20 protein-coding genes and 1 pseudogene are annotated in these 23,826 nt (G+C 69.5%); 13 read left to right on the top strand and 8 right to left on the bottom strand.

Features of this window, described 5'->3' with window-relative positions; translation table 11 throughout:
- The first annotated feature begins 1,355 nt into the window (after positions 1 to 1,355).
- The 11 genes from ABH931_RS31335 to ABH931_RS31285 all read left to right on the top strand — a co-directional run bounded on the left by ABH931_RS31335 (position 1,356) and on the right by ABH931_RS31285 (position 11,254).
- Positions 1,356 to 2,528, top strand: coding sequence for a hypothetical protein (locus tag ABH931_RS31335; RefSeq protein ID WP_370120770.1), 1,173 nt, complete (start codon positions 1,356 to 1,358; stop codon positions 2,526 to 2,528).
- Positions 2,525 to 3,652: a peptidogalycan biosysnthesis protein gene (locus ABH931_RS31330; RefSeq protein ID WP_370120767.1), complete on the top strand. Its 1,128-nt coding sequence runs from the start codon at positions 2,525 to 2,527 to the stop codon at positions 3,650 to 3,652. The genes ABH931_RS31335 and ABH931_RS31330 overlap by 4 nt, the downstream gene beginning before the upstream one ends.
- Positions 3,653 to 3,671: 19 nt before the next feature.
- On the top strand, positions 3,672 to 4,337 hold the full coding sequence (ribA, locus tag ABH931_RS31325) for a GTP cyclohydrolase II (RefSeq protein WP_370120764.1): 666 nt from the start codon (positions 3,672 to 3,674) through the stop codon (positions 4,335 to 4,337).
- 35 nt (positions 4,338 to 4,372) lie between these two features.
- Positions 4,373 to 4,918 (top strand): NADPH-dependent FMN reductase, encoded by a 546-nt coding sequence (locus ABH931_RS31320; RefSeq protein WP_370120761.1) that lies wholly within the window; start codon positions 4,373 to 4,375, stop codon positions 4,916 to 4,918.
- 38 nt (positions 4,919 to 4,956) lie between these two features.
- Positions 4,957 to 6,030 (top strand): bifunctional diaminohydroxyphosphoribosylaminopyrimidine deaminase/5-amino-6-(5-phosphoribosylamino)uracil reductase RibD, encoded by a 1,074-nt coding sequence (gene ribD / locus ABH931_RS31315; RefSeq protein ID WP_370120801.1) that lies wholly within the window; start codon positions 4,957 to 4,959, stop codon positions 6,028 to 6,030.
- A complete protein-coding gene (locus tag ABH931_RS31310; RefSeq protein WP_370120758.1) occupies positions 6,021 to 6,896 on the top strand; it encodes an LLM class flavin-dependent oxidoreductase in 876 nt (291 codons plus the stop codon). The genes ribD and ABH931_RS31310 overlap by 10 nt, the downstream gene beginning before the upstream one ends.
- A 59-nt stretch (positions 6,897 to 6,955) precedes the next feature.
- Complete coding sequence (locus ABH931_RS31305) at positions 6,956 to 8,266, top strand: ATP-grasp domain-containing protein (RefSeq protein WP_370120755.1); 1,311 nt, start codon at positions 6,956 to 6,958, stop codon at positions 8,264 to 8,266.
- Positions 8,263 to 8,955 (top strand): histidine phosphatase family protein, encoded by a 693-nt coding sequence (locus tag ABH931_RS31300; protein WP_370120752.1) that lies wholly within the window; start codon positions 8,263 to 8,265, stop codon positions 8,953 to 8,955. The genes ABH931_RS31305 and ABH931_RS31300 overlap by 4 nt, the downstream gene beginning before the upstream one ends.
- Positions 8,956 to 9,030: 75 nt before the next feature.
- Positions 9,031 to 10,245: an MFS transporter gene (locus tag ABH931_RS31295; protein ID WP_370120750.1), complete on the top strand. Its 1,215-nt coding sequence runs from the start codon at positions 9,031 to 9,033 to the stop codon at positions 10,243 to 10,245.
- Positions 10,246 to 10,278: 33 nt separating this feature from the next.
- Positions 10,279 to 10,752: a hypothetical protein gene (locus tag ABH931_RS31290; protein ID WP_370120747.1), complete on the top strand. Its 474-nt coding sequence runs from the start codon at positions 10,279 to 10,281 to the stop codon at positions 10,750 to 10,752.
- Positions 10,753 to 10,813: 61 nt separating this feature from the next.
- On the top strand, positions 10,814 to 11,254 hold the full coding sequence (locus ABH931_RS31285) for a hypothetical protein (protein ID WP_370120744.1): 441 nt from the start codon (positions 10,814 to 10,816) through the stop codon (positions 11,252 to 11,254).
- A gap of 303 nt (positions 11,255 to 11,557) precedes the next feature.
- Here the strand turns inward: ABH931_RS31285 and ABH931_RS31280 are convergent, their stop codons facing one another.
- Both ABH931_RS31280 and ABH931_RS31275 read right to left on the bottom strand, forming a co-directional pair.
- Entirely contained in the window at positions 11,558 to 12,721 is a 1,164-nt protein-coding gene (locus tag ABH931_RS31280) for a HEAT repeat domain-containing protein (RefSeq protein ID WP_370120741.1), read from the bottom strand.
- A gap of 105 nt (positions 12,722 to 12,826) precedes the next feature.
- A complete protein-coding gene (locus ABH931_RS31275) occupies positions 12,827 to 13,261 on the bottom strand; it encodes a hypothetical protein (protein WP_370120738.1) in 435 nt (144 codons plus the stop codon).
- Between the two features lie 843 nt (positions 13,262 to 14,104).
- Here ABH931_RS31275 and ABH931_RS31270 point away from each other — a divergent pair.
- Positions 14,105 to 14,521, top strand: a complete 417-nt coding sequence (locus ABH931_RS31270; RefSeq protein WP_370120735.1) for a hypothetical protein — start codon at positions 14,105 to 14,107, stop codon at positions 14,519 to 14,521.
- Positions 14,522 to 14,759: 238 nt separating this feature from the next.
- Positions 14,760 to 15,434 carry a DUF6461 domain-containing protein gene (locus tag ABH931_RS31265; RefSeq protein ID WP_370120732.1) on the top strand — a complete coding sequence of 225 codons (675 nt, stop codon included), beginning with the start codon at positions 14,760 to 14,762 and terminating at the stop codon, positions 15,432 to 15,434.
- 547 nt (positions 15,435 to 15,981) lie between these two features.
- On the opposite strand, the gene ABH931_RS31260 is transcribed toward ABH931_RS31265, so the two are convergent.
- From ABH931_RS31260 to ABH931_RS31235, 6 genes and pseudogenes are all read right to left on the bottom strand, one after another.
- Complete coding sequence (locus tag ABH931_RS31260; protein ID WP_370120729.1) at positions 15,982 to 16,263, bottom strand: hypothetical protein; 282 nt, start codon at positions 16,261 to 16,263, stop codon at positions 15,982 to 15,984.
- A 38-nt stretch (positions 16,264 to 16,301) separates the two neighbouring features.
- On the bottom strand, positions 16,302 to 17,168 hold the full coding sequence (locus ABH931_RS31255) for a hypothetical protein (RefSeq protein ID WP_370120726.1): 867 nt from the start codon (positions 17,166 to 17,168) through the stop codon (positions 16,302 to 16,304).
- Positions 17,165 to 18,379, bottom strand: a complete 1,215-nt coding sequence (locus ABH931_RS31250; protein WP_370120723.1) for a hypothetical protein — start codon at positions 18,377 to 18,379, stop codon at positions 17,165 to 17,167. Before ABH931_RS31250 ends, ABH931_RS31255 begins: the two co-directional genes overlap by 4 nt.
- A gap of 435 nt (positions 18,380 to 18,814) precedes the next feature.
- On the bottom strand, positions 18,815 to 19,315 hold the full coding sequence (locus ABH931_RS31245; RefSeq protein WP_370120720.1) for an SMI1/KNR4 family protein: 501 nt from the start codon (positions 19,313 to 19,315) through the stop codon (positions 18,815 to 18,817).
- Positions 19,316 to 20,635: 1,320 nt separating this feature from the next.
- A pseudogene (locus ABH931_RS31240) lies at positions 20,636 to 21,051 on the bottom strand (HNH endonuclease); the annotation flags it as partial.
- 361 nt (positions 21,052 to 21,412) lie between these two features.
- Positions 21,413 to 23,794 (bottom strand): non-reducing end alpha-L-arabinofuranosidase family hydrolase, encoded by a 2,382-nt coding sequence (locus ABH931_RS31235; protein ID WP_370120798.1) that lies wholly within the window; start codon positions 23,792 to 23,794, stop codon positions 21,413 to 21,415.
- Positions 23,795 to 23,826: the final 32 nt, after the last annotated feature.

Below are 23,826 nucleotides of genomic sequence, written 5' to 3'. Positions count from 1 at the left end.
TCCAGGAGGTGCCGAGGGCGCGTGCCCTCCGAGGTCGTGTAGTCGACGCGTTCCATGGCGTCCGAGAGCACCTGGTAGCCGAAGATGTCCCGACAGGCTTGCTTCTCCCACCGGGAGCCGCCGAGACGGTGTCGAGCTGTTCCGGGGTGGCCTCGTCGGCCAGGAGCCGGCGCTCGACCAGGCGCAGGACCTCGCGCCGGGCGGCCTGCGGCGTGATGTCGGCGGCCTCGGCCAGCAGCGCGGCTGCCGCGTCGACAGTGGTCCAGTTCTCCAGGCCGGTCAGGAACCGGACGAGCCTGGCGTCCGCCGGCCCGTTCCCCCGGTAGACGCGGCTCTCGCGCCGGCTGCGGATGCGCGTCTGCGTCTCGACCGCCTGGAACCGGCGGTCGCTGGAGCGCCGCACTCTCATGCTCAATTCCCCTTCGTGGGAAGGCAGGCCGATTCGGTGCGCACGAATCGACGGCAGGGCACGCCGGCCGGTGGGCCTGGCGAGGACCCGGCCCGCCGGCGCGGAGTTGCTGGGAGCGGCGAACGCCCCAGCGGTGGTTGTCAGTCGCCGTTCTGCTTCAAGCCGGCGGCGGGCTGCAGCTCGGCGAGGTCAAGGGTGGCGACGTTGGGCGCGGCGCCTCCCGCGGCCCTACTCCCGTGCTACCGGCGGCGGGTTGCGGCAGAGTACCCGGCCGATGAGGCCCGTACGGATACTCGAAACGGCGGGGTGACCGGGGATTTCGCACTGGCGACCGGATCCGGAACCGCCGCCGACACCGATCTCTTTGGGTCCCGACGGGGGGTGACTTGGATGTTCAGGGGCGATGGTCCTGAACCGACGGTGCGAAGGAAAGGCTGGTGGAGCGCGTCGACTTGTGGCGGGACCGGCTCGACGGGGCGCCCGAGCAGCTGGACCTGCCCTTCGACCGGCTCCGGCCAGCCGTCCAGTCCCTTCCGGGGCGAAGACCTCCGGTTCGAGATCCCGGCAGTCGTGGCGGGCGACCTCGCGTCCCTCGGCCGCAATCGCGCTGGTTGGGGTCGTCGGGGAGAAACACAAAGGAGAACCGAGCCGGGCGGGCGGTGTCCCGGTGGGCTCGACGGGCGCGGTGGCCGCCGGAGATCGCGTGCTGTGACGGCGGCCGGGCTCACGTAGCGGTCGGCTGTCTTGTGAGTTTTCGCCCGGACGGGCTGCCATTCGACTCCCGGGGCTCCGGCGCGCCCCGCAGTCGCGTTGTTCCGACCCGGAACAGCAACTTCACTGCGCCGGCTTGAACGAAAAGCGGAGATCAGGTCGATGAACGATGAGTAATACCTTGATCAGGTTCGGGAACCCCCGAAGGCTTGGCGGCCCACTGTGGCGTTCGGCGTTGCTGACGGCCAGCGCGGCCGGTGCGAACGTCCTCGTGGTTGCCCCCGAGGACCGGGAGCTGGAAAAGGAATGGGAGGACATCGGCGTCACCGGCCACTGGTTGGCGCCGCAGGAAGCCGAGGCCGTCGGCGCTGCACTGCTGAGGGTGTCGGACGCGGGCGAGGGTGGTGTGGTCATCACCTCCGATCCCGACTCGGCGACCCTGCGGGCCGCGCTGCTGGCCGAGGCAGCACAGCGCTACGACGCGTCGGCCGTGCGGCTGCTGTTGGACAAGGCCGCCACCCGTGAGCTGGCCGCCCGGGCCGGTGTGTCGACCGCGCCCGGTCTGGTGTGGCGTCCGACGGCACCGGCTCCGACGGCGGCGATCCGGCGACTGGCCGACGACTCGCCACGCGGAGTGGTCGTCAAGGGAGCCCTGGCCTGGGCCGGCCACGAGCAGGCACGGGCAGGCAGCGGCAGCGAGGCCGTTGCCGCCGCCGAGGCGCTCGCCGCGAAGTGCGGCACCCATCTTGTGATCGAGGCGTTCGTTCCCGGCGTCGAGTGCTCGCTGGAACTGGTGCGCTTCGCGGACGGCAGTTGCCGTGCGACCGGCTGGAGCGTCAAGGGACGGACGGACGACGAACGCCATCCGCTCTACCGGCCGAGGATCGCGCCGGCCGAAGCGCCGCCGGCCGCGCTCGTGCACGCGGCGGAAGCCGTGCTCCACGAGGCGCAGTATCAGGGCATCGCCGACTTCGACCTGATCTGCACCGATGACGGCGACGTCGTTGTCCTTGAGTGCAACCCGCGCACGTCCTGGGCGACGCTGCTCCACTGGACGAGCCGCGGCTACTCGTCCGTCGAGTGTGCCCTGGCCGCAGACCGGGACCTGTCGGGGGACCGCGAGCCGCTGCTGGCCGCCGAGTTCCTGCTCCCGGACGACGAACGAGCGTCCCGCGCGGTGGCGTCCGTCGCGGAGGCCGACGGCTGGGTGCACCCGGCCGTCGAAGGGCTGCGCGCACGCGGCTTCGTGAGGGCACGCGACATCGACGGTCTCGCCGCCGTGGCGGGCTTCCTGGAGCGCACCTGCGGCATCGCCCTCACCTCCCACCTCGACCTCGCCGAAACGGCGCTGGAGCTCCAGGTCGAATTCGGCACCGCGCTGGTCCCGCGACGGGCAGGCGACGCATGAAGGTCTCCCTGGCCGCCAGCCTCGACGACGTCCCCGACGCCGCATGGGACCGGATGGCCGCCGCGGCGCAGGCCGGCTTCTACCTCAGCCACCGGTGGCTGAGGCACGAGGAGGACAGTGTCACCGCGACCGCCGGATACGTGCTGGTCACCGACGAGGCCTCCCGGCTGGTCGGCGCAGCACCGGTGTACCTGGTCCACCAGGAGCCGAACGCCGGTTACCGTCCCCACGAGGCCCTGACCGGCGTCCGCCCCGCGGACCGCCTGCTGATCGCCGGAGCCCGACGCGGCTACCGGAACGCACCGCTGCTCGACCCCGATCTCGACGCAGCCGACCGGGAGCACTGTCTGCAACTGCTGGTGGACGCAGTGGCCCAGGTCGCCCGGGAGTGGGAAGCAGACCAGGCCTGGTGGCTGTACGTGCACGACGACGTCGCCGCCGCCCTCGCCACCGCGACCGGTACCCGCGTCCCGCAGCTCCAAGGGACGGACGCGGCCGTCAGCCTGCCGGGCAACGGCTTCGACGACTACCTCGGCGCCTTCCCGGCCCGCCGCCAGTACGCCATCCGCAAGGAGCTCAACGCCTTCCGGGCGGCCGACTACGAACTGCGCCGGCTCAAGCTGTCGCAGTGCTGGTCACAAGCCGGCGACCTGCTGGCCCAGTTGCAGGGCAAGTACGGTCACCCGGCCGACCCCGAACCGCTGCGCCAACTGCTGCGCCGCCAGGCAGAGGGACTGGCGGACAGCGGCACCATCCTGGGCTGCTTCCGGGACGACCAGATGGTGGGCTTCGCCCTCACCTACGACTTCGCGGGAACCGTCTGGCTGCGCGCCACCGGCTTCGACTACGACCGGCTCGCCGGCGCAGCCGAGTACTTCGCTCTCAGCTGCTACCAGCCTATCGAGCACGCCTACCTATCGGCCGACCTGCGGCGCATGCACCTGGGCAAGGGAACCGCCCAGGCGAAGTCCAGGCGCGGAGCACGGCTCAGCCCCCTTTGGGCGGTGCCGAACCACGGTTCCCACGACGCCGCCGACGACGCGGTCGCCGCGGCGAACCACCGGCTGGGCCAGGCCTGGCAAGCCGAACTGGGCGACCACGCCCCCTCGCTTTCATTCAACTGACTACTCAGGAGATGACCTCATGACCATTGTCGACAACGCACGCCCCGTCCAGGCCGACCAGAACCCGGCCGGCTCGGAGGTCCGGGCGCGGGTGCACGTCCCGCTCAAGACGCCGCTCGGACAGTGGCTGAAGGCCGACGTCTTCAGCTTCCGCGGTCTGGCCGACCACGGCGAGCACCTGGCCATCGGCCTGGGTGACTACACCGGCAGCACCGAGCCCCTCGTCCGGGTCCACTCGGAATGCCTGACGGGCGACGTCCTTGGCTCCGCGCGCTGCGACTGCGGCCCCCAGCTGCAGGAGGCCCTCACCGAGATCGAGTCGGCCGGCGGAGTGCTGCTCTACCTGCGCCAGGAGGGGCGCGGCATCGGGCTCTACAACAAGATCGACACCTATGTCCTGCAGGACCAGGGCATGGACACCTACGAGGCCAACGAACACCTCGACCTGAACGCGGACTCCCGCGACTACCAGGTCGCGGCTGACATGCTCAGCGCCCTCGGCATCACCCGGATCCGCCTGCTGACCAACAACCCGGAGAAGGTCCGGCAGCTCCAGCAGTGCGGCGTCCAGGTCGTCGAGCGGGTGTCCACCGGCGTGTTCGTCACCCCGTACAACCGCCACTACCTGCAGACGAAGGCGCGCAAGACCCACCACGCCATCGAGGTCCCGCAGCACGCCGGCTGACCGACCGTCCACGTCGCGAGAAAGTCCGAACCGTCATGCGAGCTCTGCTCATCACCGGAAGCCCGAACCCCCTGTCGGCCACCGCCGCCCTCGCCTCGGTCGCCGCGGACGCCCTGCGCGCCGCAGGCGTGGAGATCGAGATCCTCGACCTCGCGGGCTACGGCCTCACACCCCTCCCCGGGCCGGACACGGCTGCCAAGGCGACGGCCCTGCGCGACCACGTCGCGTCCGCCGACGCCGTCGTCCTCGCGTCGCCCGTCTACCACGCGGGGTACTCGGCCGTCCTCAAGACCGCCCTGGACCACCTACCCGACGGGTCCTTCGACGACAAGGCGGTCGCCGTCCTCGCTCACGGAAGCGGCCCACGCAGCGGCAACGTCGTCTGCGAGCAACTCCGCACCGTGGCCAAGGCCCTGGGCGGCTGGCTGATACCGACCCAGGTGGCCAGCTGCCCGGACGACTTCGTCACCACCGCGACCGGCGGGATCGCGCCGGCGGACGAGATCGCCCGGCGGTGCGAACAGCTGACGGTCGAGCTGATCCGCTGCGCGCACATGCTGCGCCAGACGGTGACCCTGTGACCAGGGCGGCGCAGGTGTCCGCGGCGGAACGGGACGCCATGGACCTGGCCGTGCAACTGGCCGCCGAGCGGCTGGGCCGCACCACGCCCAACCCCTCGGTGGGCTGCGTGATCCTCGACCGCCAGGGGAACCGGGTGGCCGAGGGCGCGCACGAGGCGGCGGGCGGACCCCATGCCGAGGTGGTCGCGCTGCGCCGGGCGGGCGCGGCCGCCGCCGGAGGAACGGCCGTCGTCACGCTGGAGCCCTGCGCGCACACCGGTCGCACCGGCCCCTGCGCGACCGCACTGATCGAGGCCGGGATCGCACGCGTCGTCTACGCCGTGGCGGACCCCAATCCGGTCGCGACCGGCGGCCACGAGCGGCTGATCGCTGCGAGGGTCGAGGTGGTGGGCGGTGTGCGCGAGCCGCAGGCACGGCAGGCCAACCGGTTCTGGCTGCACGCCACCACCCACCACCGTCCCTACGTCACCTGGAAGTTCGGCGCCACACTGGATGGCCGGGCAGCCGCCGCCGACGGCACCTCGCGCTGGATCACCGGGCCGCAGTCCCGCAGGGACGCACACGAACTGCGAGCCCGGCACGACGCGATCCTGGTCGGCCCCGGCACGGTGCGCGCCGACGACCCCCACCTGGGCCTGCGCCACGGCGTCGTGGGCCGGGCGCCGGTTCGGGTGGTGCCGACGCGCTCGGCGAAGGACCTGCCCGCCCACGCCCGTATCTGGGACCGGACCGCGTCAACGCTCCTCGCCCTGGCCGATCCCGCCTCGGCGGCGCACCTCCCCGGCCACGTTCAGCGTTTCACCGTGCCGCCCGGCGCCGGGGCCGGGGTCGACCTGACGGCCGTTCTGAGGGAACTCCACGACCGGGACATCCACTCCGTGCTCGTGGAAGGCGGCCCTCGGATCGCCGGGGCCCTGCTCGCGGCAGGGCTGGTGGACGAGGTGGTCGGCTACCTCGCCCCCGCGCTGCTGGGAGACGGACCGTCGGCCGTCGCAGACGCCGGCATCACGACTCTCGCGGACCGGATCCGGCTCGACGTGCTCGACGTACGGGTGCTCGGCCAGGACGTCCGCATCACCGCAACACCCGAGAGGACAACCACATGCGGATGAGAGCCGGGCTCGTCCTGCCCCTCTACGACGACCCCTGGACCGACCCCGTCGGCCGGATCCTCCACCTCGCCGACCTCGGCATCCCGGGCATCTGGGTTCGGGACATCCCCCTGCTGCAGAACGACGGCGTCGACCGCGGAGCCGGGTTCGATCCGGTCGCGCTGCTCAGCAACGCCCTCGGCCGGGGCGTGCCGTTCGACGAGATCGGCACCGCGGTGCTGTGCCTCAGCTACCGGCAGCCCCTCACCCTGGCACAGGCGGTGGCCACCCTGCAGACGCTCTCGGGCAACCGGCTCGTCGTGGGCGTCGGCGCCGGCGTCCGGACCCCGGTCAACGAGGTCTACGGCCTGGACCCGGACCTGCGCCGCCGGCATTTCATCCACGCCGTGAGGGTGCTGGACGACCTGCTGCGCCGCGGCGCGGCGAGCCTGCCCGAGACGGTGCGGTTCGAGTGCGCACCGGACGCGAGCCCACCCCCGCTGCTGCTCGCCTCCAACGACCCGGTGGCACTGCGCGAACTGACGGGGCTGGCCGACGGCTGGATGACCAACTACGTCACGCCACAGCGAGTCCCGACCGAGCTGCGCGCGATCTGCCCCCAGGCAGTCCCCCTGCCCAGCACCATGCAACTCACCTTGGCGGTGAGCACTGCCGACCAGGACCTGCCGCCCACCCCCGAGCCGTACGGTCGGCTGACCCTGCTGCGGGTCGGCGCCCGGCAGCTGCCCGGGCTCCTGGAGCGGTACGACGAAGCGGGACTGGCCCGCGTCCTGGTCCACCTGCCGTTCGACAACGCCGACGGCAGCCAGCTCGCCGCTCTGGCCTTGGCACTGCGGGTCACCGACCTCGCCACCACCGGCGTGTAGCCGCCCGGGGGGCACGCACATCGACCCGCTCGACAGTTCCCTGCTTGGAGGCAGTACCCATGACACCCACCCGACTCCTCGTGCTCGGCGCGGGAGAGGGCCACCAGACGGCGTTCGCGACCTGGATCCGCGCGGGCCTGCGGATCACGCTGGTCGACGGCTTCTCCAAACCGCGCTATGAGTTCCTCTGCGACGAGTTCCACCCGCTCGACGTCCGCCGGGCCGACCCCCATCACCCGCGCCACGACCCCGGACTCACCGACCACCTGGTGCGCCTGGCCGAGGAACACGACGGGGTGGTCACCCTCACCGAGGAGTGCGCGGGGGTGACCCCGCTGATCGCCGAACGGGCAGGACTACCGGGCGCCGGCCCCGACGCCGCCCGCATCGCACGGGACAAGCACCTGCAGCGGGCCTCGCTCGAGCGAGCCGGTCTGCGCGTGCCGCGCTACGCCGAACTGCGCTCGCCGGAAGCCTTTCTGAGGTTTCTGGCGGCCGCCGAGGGGCCGGTCGTGATCAAGCCGGTCGACAGCGGCGGCAGCGCCTCGGTACGGCTGATCCGGCGGGCCGAGGAGGCGACAGCCGCCTTTGAGCGTGCGATCGCCTACAGCGGCTCGGGCCGGTGCATCGCCGAGGAGTACATCGAGGGCCCCGAGATCAGCGTGGAGGCCGCAGTCCAGGGCGGGCTGGTCAAGCGGGTCGCCGTGACCCGCAAGGAGCTGGCCGGCCCGGAGTTCTTCCTGGAGCGGGGCCACCTGGTGTCGCCGGCCGACGAACTCGACGGCCGCAGCACCCGCGCAGTGCAGCAGCTGGTGGACGCACACGGAATCCAGGACGCCTTCCTGCACGCCGAATACCGCATCAGCGGGGGCGAGCTGGTCAATATCGAGTTCGCAGCGAGGCCCGGTGGCGGACACATCATGGACCTGGTGCTCAGGTCGCGCGGCTGGAACCCCTACGCGGCGCAGGCACGGCTCGCCCTCGGCCTGCCGGTCGACGACGGCGAGGGTGCCGCAGACCCGCTTCAGGAGCGCCACGCGGCCGTCCACTTCCTGATCGCGGGCGGCTTCGTGCACGGCTACGCCGAGCAGGCCCCGCTGCTCGCCGGTCTGCCGCAGGTGGAGACCGTCTCTCAGAGCGTGCGGGAAGGACGTACCCTGCCGTTCCCGGAGGCCGGGTGGCACCGGGCGGGCATGGCGTTGGGCACCGGCCCGGAGCCGGGCGAGCTGCGCAACCAGCTGCGAACGGCCGTGCAACGGCTCGCGCGAGCCATGGGAGTCACCGAGATCGGCGACAGGCGCGTCTCGGAATTCCCCACGGGTACGGCGCATCCCGTAGGGCTCCCTGCCGGGAAGGGGCCCTCGCGGTGACGGAAGACACGACGGGCCGTCACTCCGGCTGGTCCGAGAACGACGGACCGTACACGACCGTGCTGCTGCTCAGGCACGGCCAGACTTCCCTCACCCCGCAGAAGAGGTTCTCCGGCTCGGGAGCGGACCCCGACCTCAGCGAGCGCGGCCGGCGGGAGGCCGAAGCAGCCGCACGCCATCTGAAGGCGCCGCCTGGGGCGACGGGGCCGGTGCGAGCGGTGGTCTGCTCCCCGCTCCGGCGGGCCTGGTCCACCGCCGAGGCCTTCGCGTCAACGGCCGGCTTGCCCGTCCACAGCGACGCCCGACTGGGCGAAGCGGACTTCGGCATGTGGGAGGGGCGCACGTACGCCGAGGTGAAACGTAGCTGGCCGGCTGAACTCGAGGCCTGGCAGAACAACGAGCGGCAGCCCCCGCCCTCGGGCGAGAGCTTCGCCGCCATGGCCGACCGCGTGCTCGCGGCCCGCGACGCGATCCTCGACCGGCACCGCGGAAGCACGGTCCTCGTGGTCAGCCACGTCGGACCGATCAAGACACTGATCCGCTCGGCTCTCGGCGCCCCCGCCGACGCGTTGTTCCGCATGGAACTCGGCCCCGCATCCCTCTCCGTGATCCGCTACGGGGTAGGGGGCGCCGCGTCCCTCCGGGTCTTCAACGACTCCTGCCACTTGTCCGACCTCCACCACAGCTGAACCGGAAAGCGAGCCATGGCGACGTCCACCAGCCCGAAGCAAGTCTGCTCACCGCGGCCCGGCCTGGGGGACCGCTTGGGCCTGCCGGACCTCCGCGGCAGCGGGCGGTTCGTCGCCGCCAACCTGATCGACAGTCTCGGCAACGGCATGATGATGTCGTTCGTGGTGGTGTACTTCGCCCGCACCACCAGGCTGTCGCTTCTCGAGGTCGGTGCGGCGTTGAGCCTCGGCCAACTGCTCGCGATGGCAGCTCCCGCGCTGATCGGCCCGCTCGTCGACCGGTACGGTGCACGCCGGGTCGTCGTGGCCGGGAACCTCGTCTCCGCCGCGGGGTTCGGAAGCTACCTGGTGGCGAGGGCCCCCTGGCAGATCGTGCTCGCCACGCTGGTGGTCCAGGCGGGCGCGAACGCCTACTGGACCTCCAGCAGCGCCCTGGTCGTGCTGGCCGCGAAGGACGGCGAACGGCCCCGGTGGTTCGCGTTCCTTCGGGCCCTGCGCAACATCGGCGCCGGGACCGGCGGCGTCGGCGCCGCACTGGCCGTCAGCATCGCCAGCTCCGCGGGCCTCAGGGCGGTCGTGGCCGGCAATGCAGCCACCTTCCTCCTCGCGGCCTTTCTGATCGGCACCTGGCGCCCCCGACGCAAGCCCACGGAGGGCACGGCGGCCTCCCGCGCGGACGCACCGAGGACAGACCTCGGCTACCTCACGGTGCTGCGTGACCGCTCCTACCTTCGGCTCGTCCTGGTGAACCTGGTGTTCGTCCTCACCGCGATGATGCCCACCGTCCTCCTTGCGGTCTACGTCACCGGGTACCTCCGGAGTGCCGCCTGGCTCGTCGGCGTCCTGGTGGTGATCAACAGCGCACTGGTCGCAGCCCTGCAGACCGTCTCGACCCGGTGGACGGCTCGCTGCCGGCCCAGCACCCTGCTTGTCCTCGGCACCCTGCTCAACGCCGTTGCCTTCGTCGCCTTCGCGCTGCTCGTCGGCCTGCCCCGTTGGGCGGTCGTGGCCGGCGCAATCCTGGCCATGATCGTCTTCACTGCCGCTGAGATCCTTCGGACCTCGCCCATCGGCGAACTCAGCGTTGCCATGGCGTCGGAGCAGGCCCTGGGGCGATATCTGGCGGTGTTTCAGTTCTCCTGGACGATCGGCGGTGCGGCGGCGCCGCTGCTCTTCACCTCCCTCCTGTCGTACGGGCCTTGCTGGCCGTGGATCTTCCTCGCCCTCATCTCGGTCCTCGCGGTGCCGATGATGTCCGGACTGGACCGCAACACACAGGGGAGAGCCTGAACGGGAGAGGCCCAGTCTGCTCGACTCCGCCTCATGGAGTCACTGCGCTCGCCCGACGGAGTCGAGCTGATCCGGGCCCTGGCCCAGCGGATCCTGCAGGAGCTGATCGTGGTGGAAGCGGCCGCCGGGATCGGTTCGGCGGGGACTGGTCCGGCGGTGGCTGAAGGCCGGGGCCGTGGACAAGGGTCGGTTCGCCCCGACCGGGGCGGGAACGCCACAGGGCGGGGTGATCAGCCCGCGGTCATCGAGCACGCGAGCCGATGCGTGCGCGTCATGGGATCCACTGCGCACCCGACCGCGCGGTGGATCGTGCAACTCGGACGCAACCTCGTCATGGACCTTGAGGACGCAGGCACCAAGGCGCGGTTCCTGATCGGCGACCGAGACTCGAAGTTCACCGCGGCGTTCGACGCGCTGCCGGCGGATGCCGGGCCGCAGGTCGTGACCACCGGCATTCGAGTGCCCCGGATGAACTCGATCATGGAGCGGTGGATCGAGACCTGCTGACGCGAACTCCTGGACCGTACCTTGATCTGGGACCTGGGGCCAGCGCCATCTTCCGTATGTATTGCGGGAGTTCGAGACGTTCACCAACGGCGTGCCGCTCACCGTGGTCTCCAAGAGCCTGCGCCACGCCACCTTGTCCACCACCGCGAACATCTATGCCCACCTCACCGCCCAGGCCGCCCGTCGGGCCGTCGACAGCATCGACGACGCGCTGGACCAGGCCGACCGCGCCGTCCTGCCACCCGTCGCGGCGCTTCAGGCGGTGCTGCGACCACAGGACGACCACGCAGCCGGGCGCCGGAACCAGCTGATCGAGCTCAAATCGATTCCAAGCCAGGCGAATTGCCACCGACAGCCCACGCGGCCGCCGCGGGCTGCGACCACACTGCGACCACCAGCTGCGCACACAACGAAAGGGCCGTCCCCACCTCTCGGTGGAAACGGCCTCCGACCTGCGAAAACGCTGGTCGGGACGACAGGATTTGAACCTGCGACCCTTTGACCCCCAGCGGTCGAAATTAAGTGCGATGCAGGAACTTGCAATCCGTCCGTGCAGGTCAGGGCCTTTCTCGTCCCGGGCGGATGCTGCCGCGTCCAGGTGGTGACGTGTGGTCCGTGAGCGCCGTGTGAGAGCCACGCATACTGGGCGGGTGTGATGTCCGTGCGACGGACGGCGTGCGCGCCTGAGATCCTGCTCGCAGCCGAGGCCTTCAGGCGCGACGCCTCGCCTCGCGCGTGGTCAGCCGGATAGCCCTCAGAGCTCGGTGACACTGTGTAGCCGTCGATGAGTCGATGAGTCGATGCGTCAGACGTCGGGAGTGCGGTCGGCGTTTGCCAGGAGAGTGTGGATGGCGTCGCGGTCTGTTGGAAGCCCGACTTTCCGCAGCCAGATGATCTTGTTGCCGATGTTGCCCCAGCAGTCGTCCTTCGCGGCGATGGCGGTGAGGAGGTGGCATTGGGCGTCGGTGAGTGCTGCCTCGGTGGTGTTGCCGTCGGGGAAGGCGCGCAGGAGGAGTGGACCCCAGTCGCATTCGACGGTGAAGTCGTTGGCCATGGGCATCAGGGCGAGTGCGGCGTCGAGGATCTCCTCCAGGGTGGTGGTGCGGGCAAGGAGAGCTTGGAGGAGGGTGAAGCGGAACCAGCCGTCGAGTTGGGGGAGGGGTTCGTCGTCGAACCAGTGATCTGCTGCGCGCGGGTCGGACAGGGCTTCCAGGAGGATGGCGGTGGGGCGCGGGTCGTCGGTGTGCAGCGGGGTCAGGGCTGCGCAGGCGCGGATCGCGGGGTCCGGGTCGGCGAGCAACTCGCTGGTGTCCTGTCCCCAGGCGGTGAGTGTGAGGACAGCCGCGGCGCGCTCCCGCCGGTTGCTGCTCGTTTTCAGCGTGGTGCGCAGCCTGTCTGCGGCCACGGGTATCTGCGCGTGGAGCTCGGGGGCTGTGAGCAGGCGGCCGGCGGCGCCGAGCGCGGCTTCTCGTGTGACTGGGTCGGTGTGGGCCAGGTAAGGGGCCACCGCCTGGTAGATCGTGGGGCGGGTGGCGCGGCAGGCGGTGATGTCGGCCGGGTCGTCGTACTCGGGGTCAGGTTCGCGGTTGTCGTAATAGCCGACCGATTCGGCAATCTCGCCGAGCCACTCCAGCAGTGCGGCGCGAAGCGTGCGGACCCTGTCGTCCCATGGATACTCGCTCTCGTGCTCGGCCGAAGTGTGTGGGTGGTCCAGGATCCCCGCCACGAAAAGAGCGACCGGTGCGGTGCTGCTGTAGATCGAGCCCTGGTGCAGGACCGACATCTGCAACTGGCCCAGGGCATGGGCTTGGACATCGGGGTCCTCGTCAAGGAGACCGACCAGCAGAGTGGGCGTGTCCTCGGCCGTGCCGTAGGCGTGGCTCAGCTCCGCCCACGGGGTGTCGAGCAGGATGGTCTTGGGGTGCGGCAGCGTCGCGATGTCGGTGGGAGGCTCACCAGGAGTGCTCATGGGCAGCAGTGTTGCGCGGGGGACTGACAGAGAGCTTCCCCGGGCGGTGCCGGGCCCCGTTGCCGACAGCTGATGGTGCCGAGCGTGTTCCCAATGTCCAACTCCCTACAGGGACATGCCGCAGTACAGGCGTCGTCGTTGCCCAGCGTCGCGTGCGAGTTCGGCGAGACGACCCAGGAAGTCGGCCATGAGCCCCGGGTCCTGCCTGGCGCTGTCCTGTGTGAGGGTCCATGCGGTGGCGGCTTCCAGTAGGCGTTCTGCGCTGGCCGCTGCGAGGGCGTCGCGGAGGGTGTCCGTGAGCGAGACGAGCCAGTGCCCCTCGTGGTCCGGGTCGCTGAGCAGTTCGCAGAAGCGGGGGTCAGCTTCCACATGCTCCTCGGACACATCGGTGAGATGGGCCTCAACCGTTCCGAGCATCAGGTAGGGATCCGCCCCTTTGAGGCCGAGCGTGCCGAACGGGTCGTCCATACAGTCGTCTTCAAAGAGCTCCAAGGCTTGCGCGTCGTCGGCGGCCGCGAAGTAGTCGTAGATGTTTCCCATGACGGGATCGTGCCAGGCGACACCGACAACTGGCCGCAGGAAGTCTGTCTCTGCGCATTCCGCAGTGCGAGGAAGACCTTGGCGATTCGGGCGGGTGGCAGGACCTGCTTCCTCTCCGAGGTGGCTCCGTAGGTGGAATATGAGACCGTTTGTCGGTGGCAACGAAGAGCGGTCTGGCTCCGCAGCGCTCCTGGGTGTTGCTGAGAAGTGAGAGCGGGCGCCCGTGTCGCAGCGGAGATGACGGTCAGAGCGGGATCACCGTAGTCTCCTGGGCGAAAGGCGGTTGCGGTCGAGATCACGGTGCAGTGGATCAGGACCTCCTGGACGAAGCGCTCCAGAGGCGGTGATGCGGCCGCCCAGAGGAACGCAGCACCGACAGGCTTCCCGGTGGCGCTGGTAGCGCCGTCCTTCGCTCAGGTGATCGAGATGTCCGAGCGTGACGATTTCGCCCCACGGGAGAGCAAGAGGGATCTTCGTGACGTTGGCCTGAGCTTGCGGGATGAGGGTGACCGGCTTCGTGTGCTGGCGCGAGTGGAGCCGTTGTTCGGGCTTCCGCCGCGGCCGCGTAGGCTGCCTGCGGTGCGTCTTCGCGCTCGGCAGTGGGTGCGGTGGCAGCTGAACCACCGGTTCAGTAGTGCTGCTGGGATGCAGGACTGGTCGTACTGGCTCGACACCTTCAACGTCGCCTTTGGGCCCGTCGACTCGGACGTCTTCCTGTCGGAGCCGACCGTATCGGTCGATGAGTGCGGTCCGGTTCGATAGCAGTGCCAAGCCATCCGAGCTGGTCAGGATGATCGAGAATCCGCTGGGCCCGGCCGCGGACGACGCGTACCCTGTCAGACCATGTGCTACCACGCGTTCAACGGCGCCTTCCGGCACTACGTGTGCGTGGCGTGCCGGCTCGCGTTCAAGGGCAGCACGTGGCCGATCCGGAAGCGCATCTGTCCCGGCTGTCGTGAGCAACTCGTCTTCGCTGGCTACGACTTCGCCGCGCCGCGGCGACGCGACACGAAGGCATGGTCCGTTGTTGCGACCGTGCTCGCGGAGGGACTGACCTACGATCACCGCCCGGGCTGCGGCTGCTCCCGGCTCCCCTCGTTCCGGCCCCGGACCAAGGCACAGGTGCGTGTCCGGCGACGTGCGGCGGAGCGGCTGGGCCTGTCTCTGTCGGTGACCCTCGCCCGCCGCGACGCCTTCGCCCCGGAGACCCGCGACGAGCAACCACCCGCGCAGTCGGTTGCCAACCGCGACACGACCTGAGCGTCGCGTCGGCGCGTCTCCAGCAGCGATCCCTGAACTATCGAACCCCCGCAGCTCCCTCGTCGCCCGCAGCTCAAGCAGAGTCCCGAAGCAAGCACCAACGCGTTCTCAAAACTCGGCGACGTCACTCTCCCGAGCGGCCAGGCGCTCTCGCCGTCGATCGACACGCGCTCTGACAACTCACGAACAGAGCCACCGAGAGGGCAGGATGTCTCTGCTTGCTGGTATGCCTTGGCTCGTGGATGAGATAACGGCTGTCGAAGAGCGCTTCGCGTGGATGGACGATTTGGAGGAGGACTACATCCTTCCGGCCATCGCGGTCGTCGCCGGTGTGCCGCAGGATGAGGTGATCCGTCGGTTGCACGGCGATTTGGGAGCCGGCAGACGGTTGACTGCAAAGCAGGCAGCTGACGAGACGGTACACGTCGGCCGCAGCGAGGACCTGGTCGGTGTTGGTACGGTCGGTGACTTGGTGTTCGTTGTGGAGGCCAGCGGCTACACGACCGCCATTCCCGGAGTCCTGCGCGATCTATCGCGCGGTGGCCGGTGCTTCAGCGTACAGATCGATATCAACGGTGGAGACTCCGTCCACTACGCCGTGGACGGCGAGCTTGTGGTCTTCGAGGAGCACTGGGGTCCGATCAGCCCGTTGCGAGCTGGGGACCCGCGCTGGGAAACCGAGTGGTGTCGGGGGCTGATCGATGTGGAGGACGAGACGGAGATCTGGGGTATGAAGATCTTCGCGCTGATGGAGCGCGTCATGGGGGCGACCGTCCACCCCTCGTGGTTCACCGAGCCGCTCGACACGTACGCGGTGCCACTCGCCTCCGGCTACGCGCGCACCCCGGCCTGGGCTGTTCCTTGCAAGGACAGGGCTCGGTGCCTCCCCGACCCAGACCTGTCCCTGCACTGACGAGTCATCAGGCACTGCCGACCGGAGGTGTGAGTCCGGCGACGCCCCGCGAGTGCCGGTCAGCTTGTCGATCCCAGTAGCATCCGTGAGTGGTTCGCAGCAGCAAGAAGGCCCGGCGTCTCGTTGTCGGTGACCAGACCTTTCTCTGGTCACTGGGGCACGAGCACCACGTGGACCAGGGCCAGTACAGGGACTGCGCCGAAGCCCTCACTCTTCGCCGCCAGGGTGCACGAGGTCGACTCCTCGTTGTCTTCCGACAGACCTCTGGTCGTCTGGTCCCGGACGGCTACATTCACTCGGGCGCCGTCGGTGCGGGGGACCTGTGGCTGAACCTGCACGAACCGGGTACGGTCAGGGCCCTGCTGGACGAGGCCCTCGCGCTTGGCTGGTCCACCGACGACCCGAGACCTGGAAGATCGACGGCTGGCCACTCTTCGACATGGTGGTCGGTCGCCCGAGTCCGAGCCGAAGGCGCCCCTGATCACGGGCAGCGGAGCCGGGTGGGCCCATAACGACGAACCGCACACGACACGGGGATCCTTCTCGCTCAGCCGACCCAGCGGCCGGGCAGGAGGCGGCGGATCGCTTCGAGGCCGGCCGGCGTGCGGGCGCGGGCGTGGAGCCAAGCCCGGTTCTGGATGCCGTCGAGGCGGAGGATGGCGTCGGGCGCGGAGTACCAGCGGATGGGGGAGTCGTCGGTGCTGGCCCACATCGGGTAGTCGGGCAACTGGATGCGGCGGAAGTTCTCCCTGAGGATGGGCATCACTTCGGCGGGCAGTTCACAGGCGTCGTACAGGCCGTCGTCCGCGAACAGGACCTCGTCCAGCACCTGAGTGCTTCGGACAACTGGCGGTGAGGTGGCGCGTGTCAGCGCCACCGGTTGCGCAGTTGCCAGGCGAGGCGTTCGGCTGCCTTGTGACGCCAGAGCCAGGGCGGGAGTCGGCGGTGGGGCAGGTAAGCCCAAAGGTCGTCGTCGGCTTCGTTGCCGCGTGGCCAGGAGCGCAGCAGTTCGAGGCAGTGCGGGTCGGTGGTGCGGTGCAGGCGTGCGACGTGGGCGAGGGCGACGACACCCTGGTGACGGAGCTGCTGGTCGGATGATTCCAGAGCGCGGGCGACGCGGGGCAGGATCGCGGTCGGGTCGGGATGGGTCAACGCGAGGCCGATGACGGCGACGCCGACCATGTCCTCGCGGCGGGAGAAGGCGGCGTCGACTTCCTCGGGTCGGTCAGTCCCCAGCAGCGCCGAGCTGTTGTCCCAGTTCATGCCCTCGCGAGCGGCAGCACGGTCGAGCAGGAACTCCTGTCGGCCGTCGCTGAGCCAGGCGCGTCCGGCTTCTTCAGGGTCGCGCGTCGTTCCTTCCGCGAGCGGGAGTCGAGAGGCAGTGAGGGTTTCGAGGAGGCGGGTGGCCTCGGCAGGGGGACGTGAGCAGGCCCAGGCGAACGCGAGATAGTCCCAGATCCGCTCGGTATCGGGATCACCGGAGTCGAGTTGGCGGCACACCGCCGCGAGCTGCTTGGTCTTCGCGGCGGTCGCCTGCTTGATTCGGGTGAAGGGCCCCGACTCCTCGGCGAGATCGCAGCGGCGCAGGAAGGCTAACTCGACCGTGTCCTCGGCGCTCAACCATCCGGTCAGGTAACCACGGGAGAGCTCAGGGGCCCGAAGTGCCACGGCGTAGCGGATGAAGTCGGCGGGGATGCGGAAGGGCGCTGGGGTGGCGGTGCGTGCGGTAGTCACTGCCGGATCCCGTGGGATGTTTCGGCGGATGCCCCCGCAAGGTCGAGCAGGCGGTGCATCGTCTCGGCCGGCAGGGCGGGATTGCGGGCTGCTGCCATCGCGTGCGGCGGGTCGCCGAGCCGGCGGACAAGCTCGTCGTGCGGCAGTCGCGGGTCGCTCACAGCCCAGCCCCCGACGTGCGAGTCGTCAGCGAGGCGCAGGACGAGGTCCGGACCGCCGTCGGGATCGTGGAGTGCTGCGTGGCGAAGGCGGGGATTCGGGTGGTCGGCGAACCTGGCCAAGCCCGGCTTGGCGAAGTTGGGGTGGCTCATCAGAAGACTCCAGCGCAGGCCGTGCCAGTACGCGTACATCTCGATCACGAGCTCGTGCGGCGCGTCCGGGCAGGACTCGCACAACGTGAGCTTGACGAAGAAGTCCTCGTCCTTGGCGAGCAGGTCCACCACATCTGGCGGCAGTTGCCGAGTCATGGCGATGCTGCGGCGCAGCAGCACGTGGGAGGAAGCGGCAGCCCGACGGGCCACAGCGGGGTCGTGCCCGTTCTCCGAGATCCACTTCGGCGGGTAGGTGTAGCCACTCGGCACGATGTAGGCGATCGCGGCGCGCTGTTCTTCGGTGAGGTCCTCGCGCTGGGATAGCGTCAGGCGCACGCCGTCGTCGGGGTCTTCCGCCAGTTGTAGAGCCACGTCGGTCGGTGTGTGCGGATTGCCGGCCAGGGCGCGACGGATCCCTGGGTCCTCGTCCGAGGCCAGCAGCACCGACAGCTCCCGGTCGAGCGGCGATTCGCCCGCCGCCTGCCTGCGGCGGTCCTGCGTGTCCGCCCGGTACTGCGTGACGGTGCGCGGCAGCGGCGCGTCGACCTGTTTCGCCCTTTCGACGGCCGCGCGGACGTCTGGATCGGGGTCATCCAAGAGTGCGGCTCGCAGATCTGGTGACAGCAGTTTCCAGGTCTTCCGGTTCACTGCGGACTTCCGCACCACCGGTTCGGGGTCCGCGGCGAGTTGAGCGCGTATTCCGGCAGGCACGTCGAGGCACGCGGCCGTCATCGCGCGGACCTTGTCATCGGCCTCGACAGCGAGGGTTTGGAGGGCTTCACGCGGCACGTGCCGCCGGTAGTCGGGGGCCAGCACGACGTAGCAGCGCCGGACCCTCGGATCGGGATCGTGGGCGAGGGGGACCAGCGCGGCGGCTTCCGCGGTCGGGTTCTCGATCACCTCTCGGCGCTGGCGCCCATTCCCGAAGGCCACCACTGCTGCCGTGGCCCCGAGCGGGAGTTCGCGCTGAGCGAGCCAGGAGCCTGCGCCGGTGGGCAGCTCATCGACCGCGAGCAGCCGCTTCAGTACCGAGACTGGCAGCGCCGGGTTCCATACCAGCCCGAGCAGCTACCTCTCATGGAGATCCGCGCGGTCGCGCAGCAGTGCTGCGGCAGCCTCACGTGCGCGGACATCTCCCGCCGTTTCGGCCAGGACCAGCGCGAGCCGCTGCCCCGTATGTGATGCAGGCGTCTCGGATGCGCGGTCGGGGGCGACGGATCGATCAGGCATGCGGCGATGCTGCCAGAACGCCTCGCGGCTGGGAAGCTCAGAGTGACATGAATCGGTGCAATTCGGCTGGAATGACTCCGTGGCAGCATGCTCGCACCTGGGCGCTTACCAGTACGCGCTGTCGTTCCATGGTTCGAAGCCGGCGAACTCGATCGGATCGTCGTCCTGGTCGATGGCGGCGAGTCCGGCGGTGGCGAAGGTGCCGCGCTGCCAGGCGACGAGTGTGTCGATCAGGTCGAGCGGCAGAGGTGGGCCCTGCTGCGCGTGCCGGGGGTAGACGATCAAGGGCCAGGCATCGGGATCCGGTCCTTCGGTCAGCCAGCCAATCTCGTCGCCGTCGATGGAGTTGGCGAAGGGCAGGAAGCCGCCCGGCTCCGGCCAGACCGCCAGACTGTAGCGGTGTGGGTAGAGCTCGCGGAATTCGCGGTACGGGTCAGTGGTCGTGCGTACGTGGTCGACGAAGCGCCGCTCGCCGGAACGCAGTGGGGTGAGGAAGCGCAGCCAGTTGCTCCAGCAGCCGGCGCCGTAGACCGTCAGCAGGGTCACGTACTCGTCCGGGAGGCGGAGGCCCAGTTCCTCGAAGAGCTCGTCCCAGTTTCCGGGCACGGATCGAGTCAGGCCGCGCGGAGGGTGTGCGAGGAGCGGGCCCGCCGCCTCGGCGACTACTTCTCCTTCGACCTGGCACGCGAACAGCTCGGCAAGACCAGACTGGAGCGGCCGCTTGCCGTCGACGGAGCGCCGCTCCCGTTCAACGGCTACGCCCCGGACTTCGTCTACCGCAGCATCTCGATACCCGACCTGACCGTGGACCCGATCGCACGGCTCGGCGTGACTCATGCGAGGAGGGCGGTCGAACAGGCCGCTGGGTTCGCCCCTGTCCGCGGTCTCGGCGACGAGCTGCCTCCAAGATGGCCCCGCTGGTCAGCATGCTCCACGGACACGCTTGCCGGGTTAGGCGGGTGGCCTATGCACAGCCGCGAAACGGTGCTGGCCACCGCCGCCTACACACCGCTTCGGCGGCGCTCACTTGCGCATAGTTGGCGTAGCCGCTCAGGCGACTGATGTAGCGGATCAGGACGACGACCAGCGCCACTGCGGCGGGTGCTTGCGATATGCGTGGTGTGGGCTGCCGGCATTGCGTCGGGCGGCCTTTTGCGAGGGCGGGCGCTTGCCCCGTCAGTGCGAGCAGCGGCGCGATGCCGCTGCCCGAGCTGACGGTGTGAAATGTGGCGAAGTTGCTGGGAGCGCGGAGCTGCACCCAGGCGCGTGTCGTCAAGAGCGCAACTCGGCCCCGTGGGGTCGACAGCATATGGCGCGTCGTCAAAATCCTCGTGCTGAGCCCTGCTCGCATGGCGCATCGGGGCCGTCGCGAAAGAATTCTGGGCATCTCGACCGTTGTGGGTGATAGCGGTCAACGTGGATTGACCTGGGAGCGGATTGGGAGCCGAGTGCTCCCAGCTCCGCTCCCAATCTGCTCCCAGCTGAAGTGGGCCGAAAAACGTCGAGAGCCGGTGTCTGATGAATCAGACACCGGCTCTGACCTGCGACCCTGGACTAGCGTCCGAGTCGGGACGACAGGATTTGAACCTGCGACCCCTTGACCCCCAGTCGAGCGACGAGGCCTCAATTCGCTTCAAACTGCACGGAATCCACGACGTGCGCGTGCGGAACGTGCGGATATGCGTCGCTCGTGCGCGGTCGTGCAGAGCATGTGGTCCCCAGATGGTCCCCAGTGGGGAGTATCTGGTTCTCAGCACGGAAGCTCTTCATGGAATTCAGTGTAGTCCTGGCAGTCGCTGATGAACCCATTCTGATCATGATTTTTCGGACATGATACGGAAGATTCTGCTGATGGCTGGTCGGAGTGACGCAGTGTGATCTGTGCGGTCTCGCTGTCCTCCGTCTTGAGAGGCGGATCGGGACGGGCTACGGCTCGGTGGGCACTCGGGTGCGGGGAAGTCCGTGGAAGACCTGCTGGGTGTGCCGGGCGCGGTGTCGGGGGTGGACGCCTGCCGCGCCGGGCTGCGGGCCGTGCAGCGTCCGGCCGGTCAGGTCGATCACCTTGGGTCCGGTGGGGCTGCTTAGACGGAGCGCTGCGAGACCGTGACGGTGTCGTCGTGGGCGAGGCCGAGGAAGCCTTTGTCGAAGAGCTTATGCTGCAGCGAGCACAGGCACAGTCCGTGACCGACCTCGTCGGGGCCGCCGTCGAAGCCCCACCAGCGCACGTGGGCTGCTTCGAGTCCGACGGGGACGGCGCCAATACGGCCGTCGTAGCCGCAGGACGCGCACTGGTACTCGTAGGCGGTCAGGACGATTTCGCGCATCCGCGTGCTGCGGCGCCGGATTCCGGCGGTGGCGGGCAGGGCGGTCGTCTTGGCCGTCGGGGGGCCGGCGAGCAGCTGGGGCTGGACGCCTCGGTACACGGCAAGCTGGAACCTTTGCGGGCGAAGATGACCAAGCTCGCCGCCCGGGGCTGGCTGCGCAAGCGGGGCGACGGGAGGTTCACGGCACGTCCGTAGGCGCGCGGGGCGGGCCCGTAACTGGCGGGCCCGATTCTGGGCCCGCGCGTCTACCCGGTAGCGGTCGCCCGCGGCCCTGCCGAGGTGAACCGCCAGATGCTCGGAACGGCGGATGGTGGTGTTCCGCCGAAAGAAAGAACCCCGGCCGCAGCACGGCCGGGGTCCTCGACGCTTTCTCGGAGGGTTAGTGCTGCAGGGTCAGGACGCCGGGCTCCCAGGGGAGCTGGTCGTACGGGCCGGTGGCGGAGGGGGCCTTGCCCTGGTACAGGAACTGCAGGTGGCAGGGGTCGACGGTCATGGTCTGGTCGGGGTTGTTGCGGACCAGGTCACCGTGGCTGATGTCGTTGGTCCAGGTGGCGCCGCTGTTGGCCTTGCCCGCGAAGGGGTTGCTCTCGGTGGCGGCCTGCGGCGTCCATGAGCCGCTCAGGCTGGTGGCGGTGAAGGAGCGGAAGTAGCGCTGCTCGTTCGCCCCCCGAGCCTCGACGATCATGAGGTACTGGTTCTGGCCCTGGACCTTGTAGACCTGGGGCGCCTCGAACAGGTTCTTCGTGGAGTCACTCATGACCGTCGTGTAGGACGAGCCGAAGTTGCCCGGGAAGTTCCCGATCGGCATGCTCGCCCGGTAGATGTGGCCGTTGTCGCCGGCGAAGAAGAGGTACATGTTCTGGCCGTCGCCGATCAGGGTCTGGTCGATCGGGCCGGTGCCGGAGCCGGGGATGCTGCCGGTGAACAGGGGGTGCGGCGCGGACCAGCCGTTCGGGTTGGTGGGGTCGCTCGACGTGCGGTAGATGAAGGGCCACTGACCCCACTGGTAGGCCAGTACCCAGATCTTCTTGGGCGCGAAGTAGAACAGGGTGGGTGCCACCGCGGCCTGGCTCATCCCGGTCTGCCGCGCGGAGGCCATGTCCGACCAGTTGGTGAAGGGGCTGAACATCATCGAGCCGTACGAGCTTCCCGACACGTTCGACGCGTAGACCAGGTGCTTGCCGTTGTAGACGACGTCGGTGAAGTCCTTGACCGAGGCCCATCCGTTCGCCGGCTGGGCCAGCGCACCCGTCGAGGTCCAGTGGTACGTCGACGGCAGGGCACACGGGCCGCCCGTCGGCGCGGGCGTCGAGAGTTGCAGGTTCCAGTGCTGGTTGGCAGCGCCCGTGGAGTCCCAGACCTGGACGGTGGTGCCGTTGGCGGTCTGGTTGCCGGGGGTCTCCAGGGCTCGGCCGCTGGCGACGTTGGTCAGGGTGTAGGAGCCGTCGCTGTTCCGGGCGGCCTTCCAGTGCTGGTTGGCACTGCCGTTGGAGTCCCAGACCTCCATCCTGGTGCCGTTGCCCGTCTGGTTGCCCGGCTCGTCCAGGACCCGGCCGCTGGCGATGTTGGTGAACGTGTACGAGCCGTCGCCGTTCTTGGTGGCCCGCCACTGCTGGTTGGTGGCGCCGCTGGCGTCCCACACCTGGAGCGGGGTGCCGTTGTCGTTCTGTCCCAGGTACTCGTCGAGAACGCGTCCGGAGGCAGCCTGGTCGGCGAGCGTGTAGACGGAGCCTGCGGTGATGCCTCCGGCCGGCGTACCGCCGCCGGTGCCGCCGCTGCTGCCCAAGGCGTTGAGCACCGCCGTGTAGGCGGGCTTCTTGTTGCCGCTGCCGTCGAACAGCAGCGGGTTCTCACCGGTGCGCCAGGAGTCGCTGTCGCGGATGCCCCACACCGTGATGCCGGTGCAGCGGGCGACGTTGAGGCAGTCCTGGACGGCGCTGGTGTACGCGGTGGGGGATGCCTGGGCGATGTCGAGTTCGGTGATCTGGACGTCCACGCCGAGGGCGGCGAAGTTGGACAGGGTGGTCTGGAAGCTGGCCGGTGGGCCGCCGGCGCCGAAGTGGCTCTGGAAGCCGACGCAGTCGATGGGTACGCCGCGGGACTTGAAGTCCTTGACCATGCGGTAGACGCCCTGGGTCTTGGCGTCGGACCAGTTCTCGATGTTGTAGTCGTTGTAGCAGAGCTTGGCCGAGGGGTCGGCGTTGCGGGCGGTGCGGAAGGCCTCCTCGATGAAGCCGTCGCCGAGCACGTTCTGGAACACCGAGCTGCGGTGCCGGCCGCTGCCGTCGTCGGAGAAGGCCTCGTTGACCACGTCCCAGGCGTAGATCTTGCCCTTGTAGTGGCTCATCTCGGTGGTGATGTGGTTGTCCATGACGCGGCGCAGGGTGGAGGCGTCGGTGATGGAGCTTACCCAGCCCGGCAGTTGGGAGTGCCAGACCAGGGTGTGGCCGCGCATCCGCTGGCCGTGCGCGGCGGCGTGGCTGACGATCGCGTCGGCGGGAGCGAAGTTGAACGACCCGCGGGAGGGTTCGGTGGTGTCCCACTTCATCTCGTTCTCCGGGGTGATCATGTTGAATTCCCGGTCGAGGATGCTGGAGTACGTCGAGTCGCCGAGCCTGCCCGACGCCGCGGCCGTGCCGAAGTAGCGGCCGCTGCCGGCCGCCGCCGCACCCAGCGTGCCGGCGTTCGACGTGTGTGAGGCCTGGGCGACCAGCGGTACGGCAGCACCTGCCGCGGCGAGAACCACGGCGACGGCGAGCACGCGGCGGCCTGCCGGACGGCGGCGATGAGAGC

The organism is Streptacidiphilus sp. MAP12-33 (genome assembly GCF_041261265.1).
GTDB lineage: Bacteria > Actinomycetota > Actinomycetes > Streptomycetales > Streptomycetaceae > Streptacidiphilus.
Note: the sequence above shows the minus strand (reverse complement) of the source record. Positions and strands in the feature narration are given on the sequence as shown.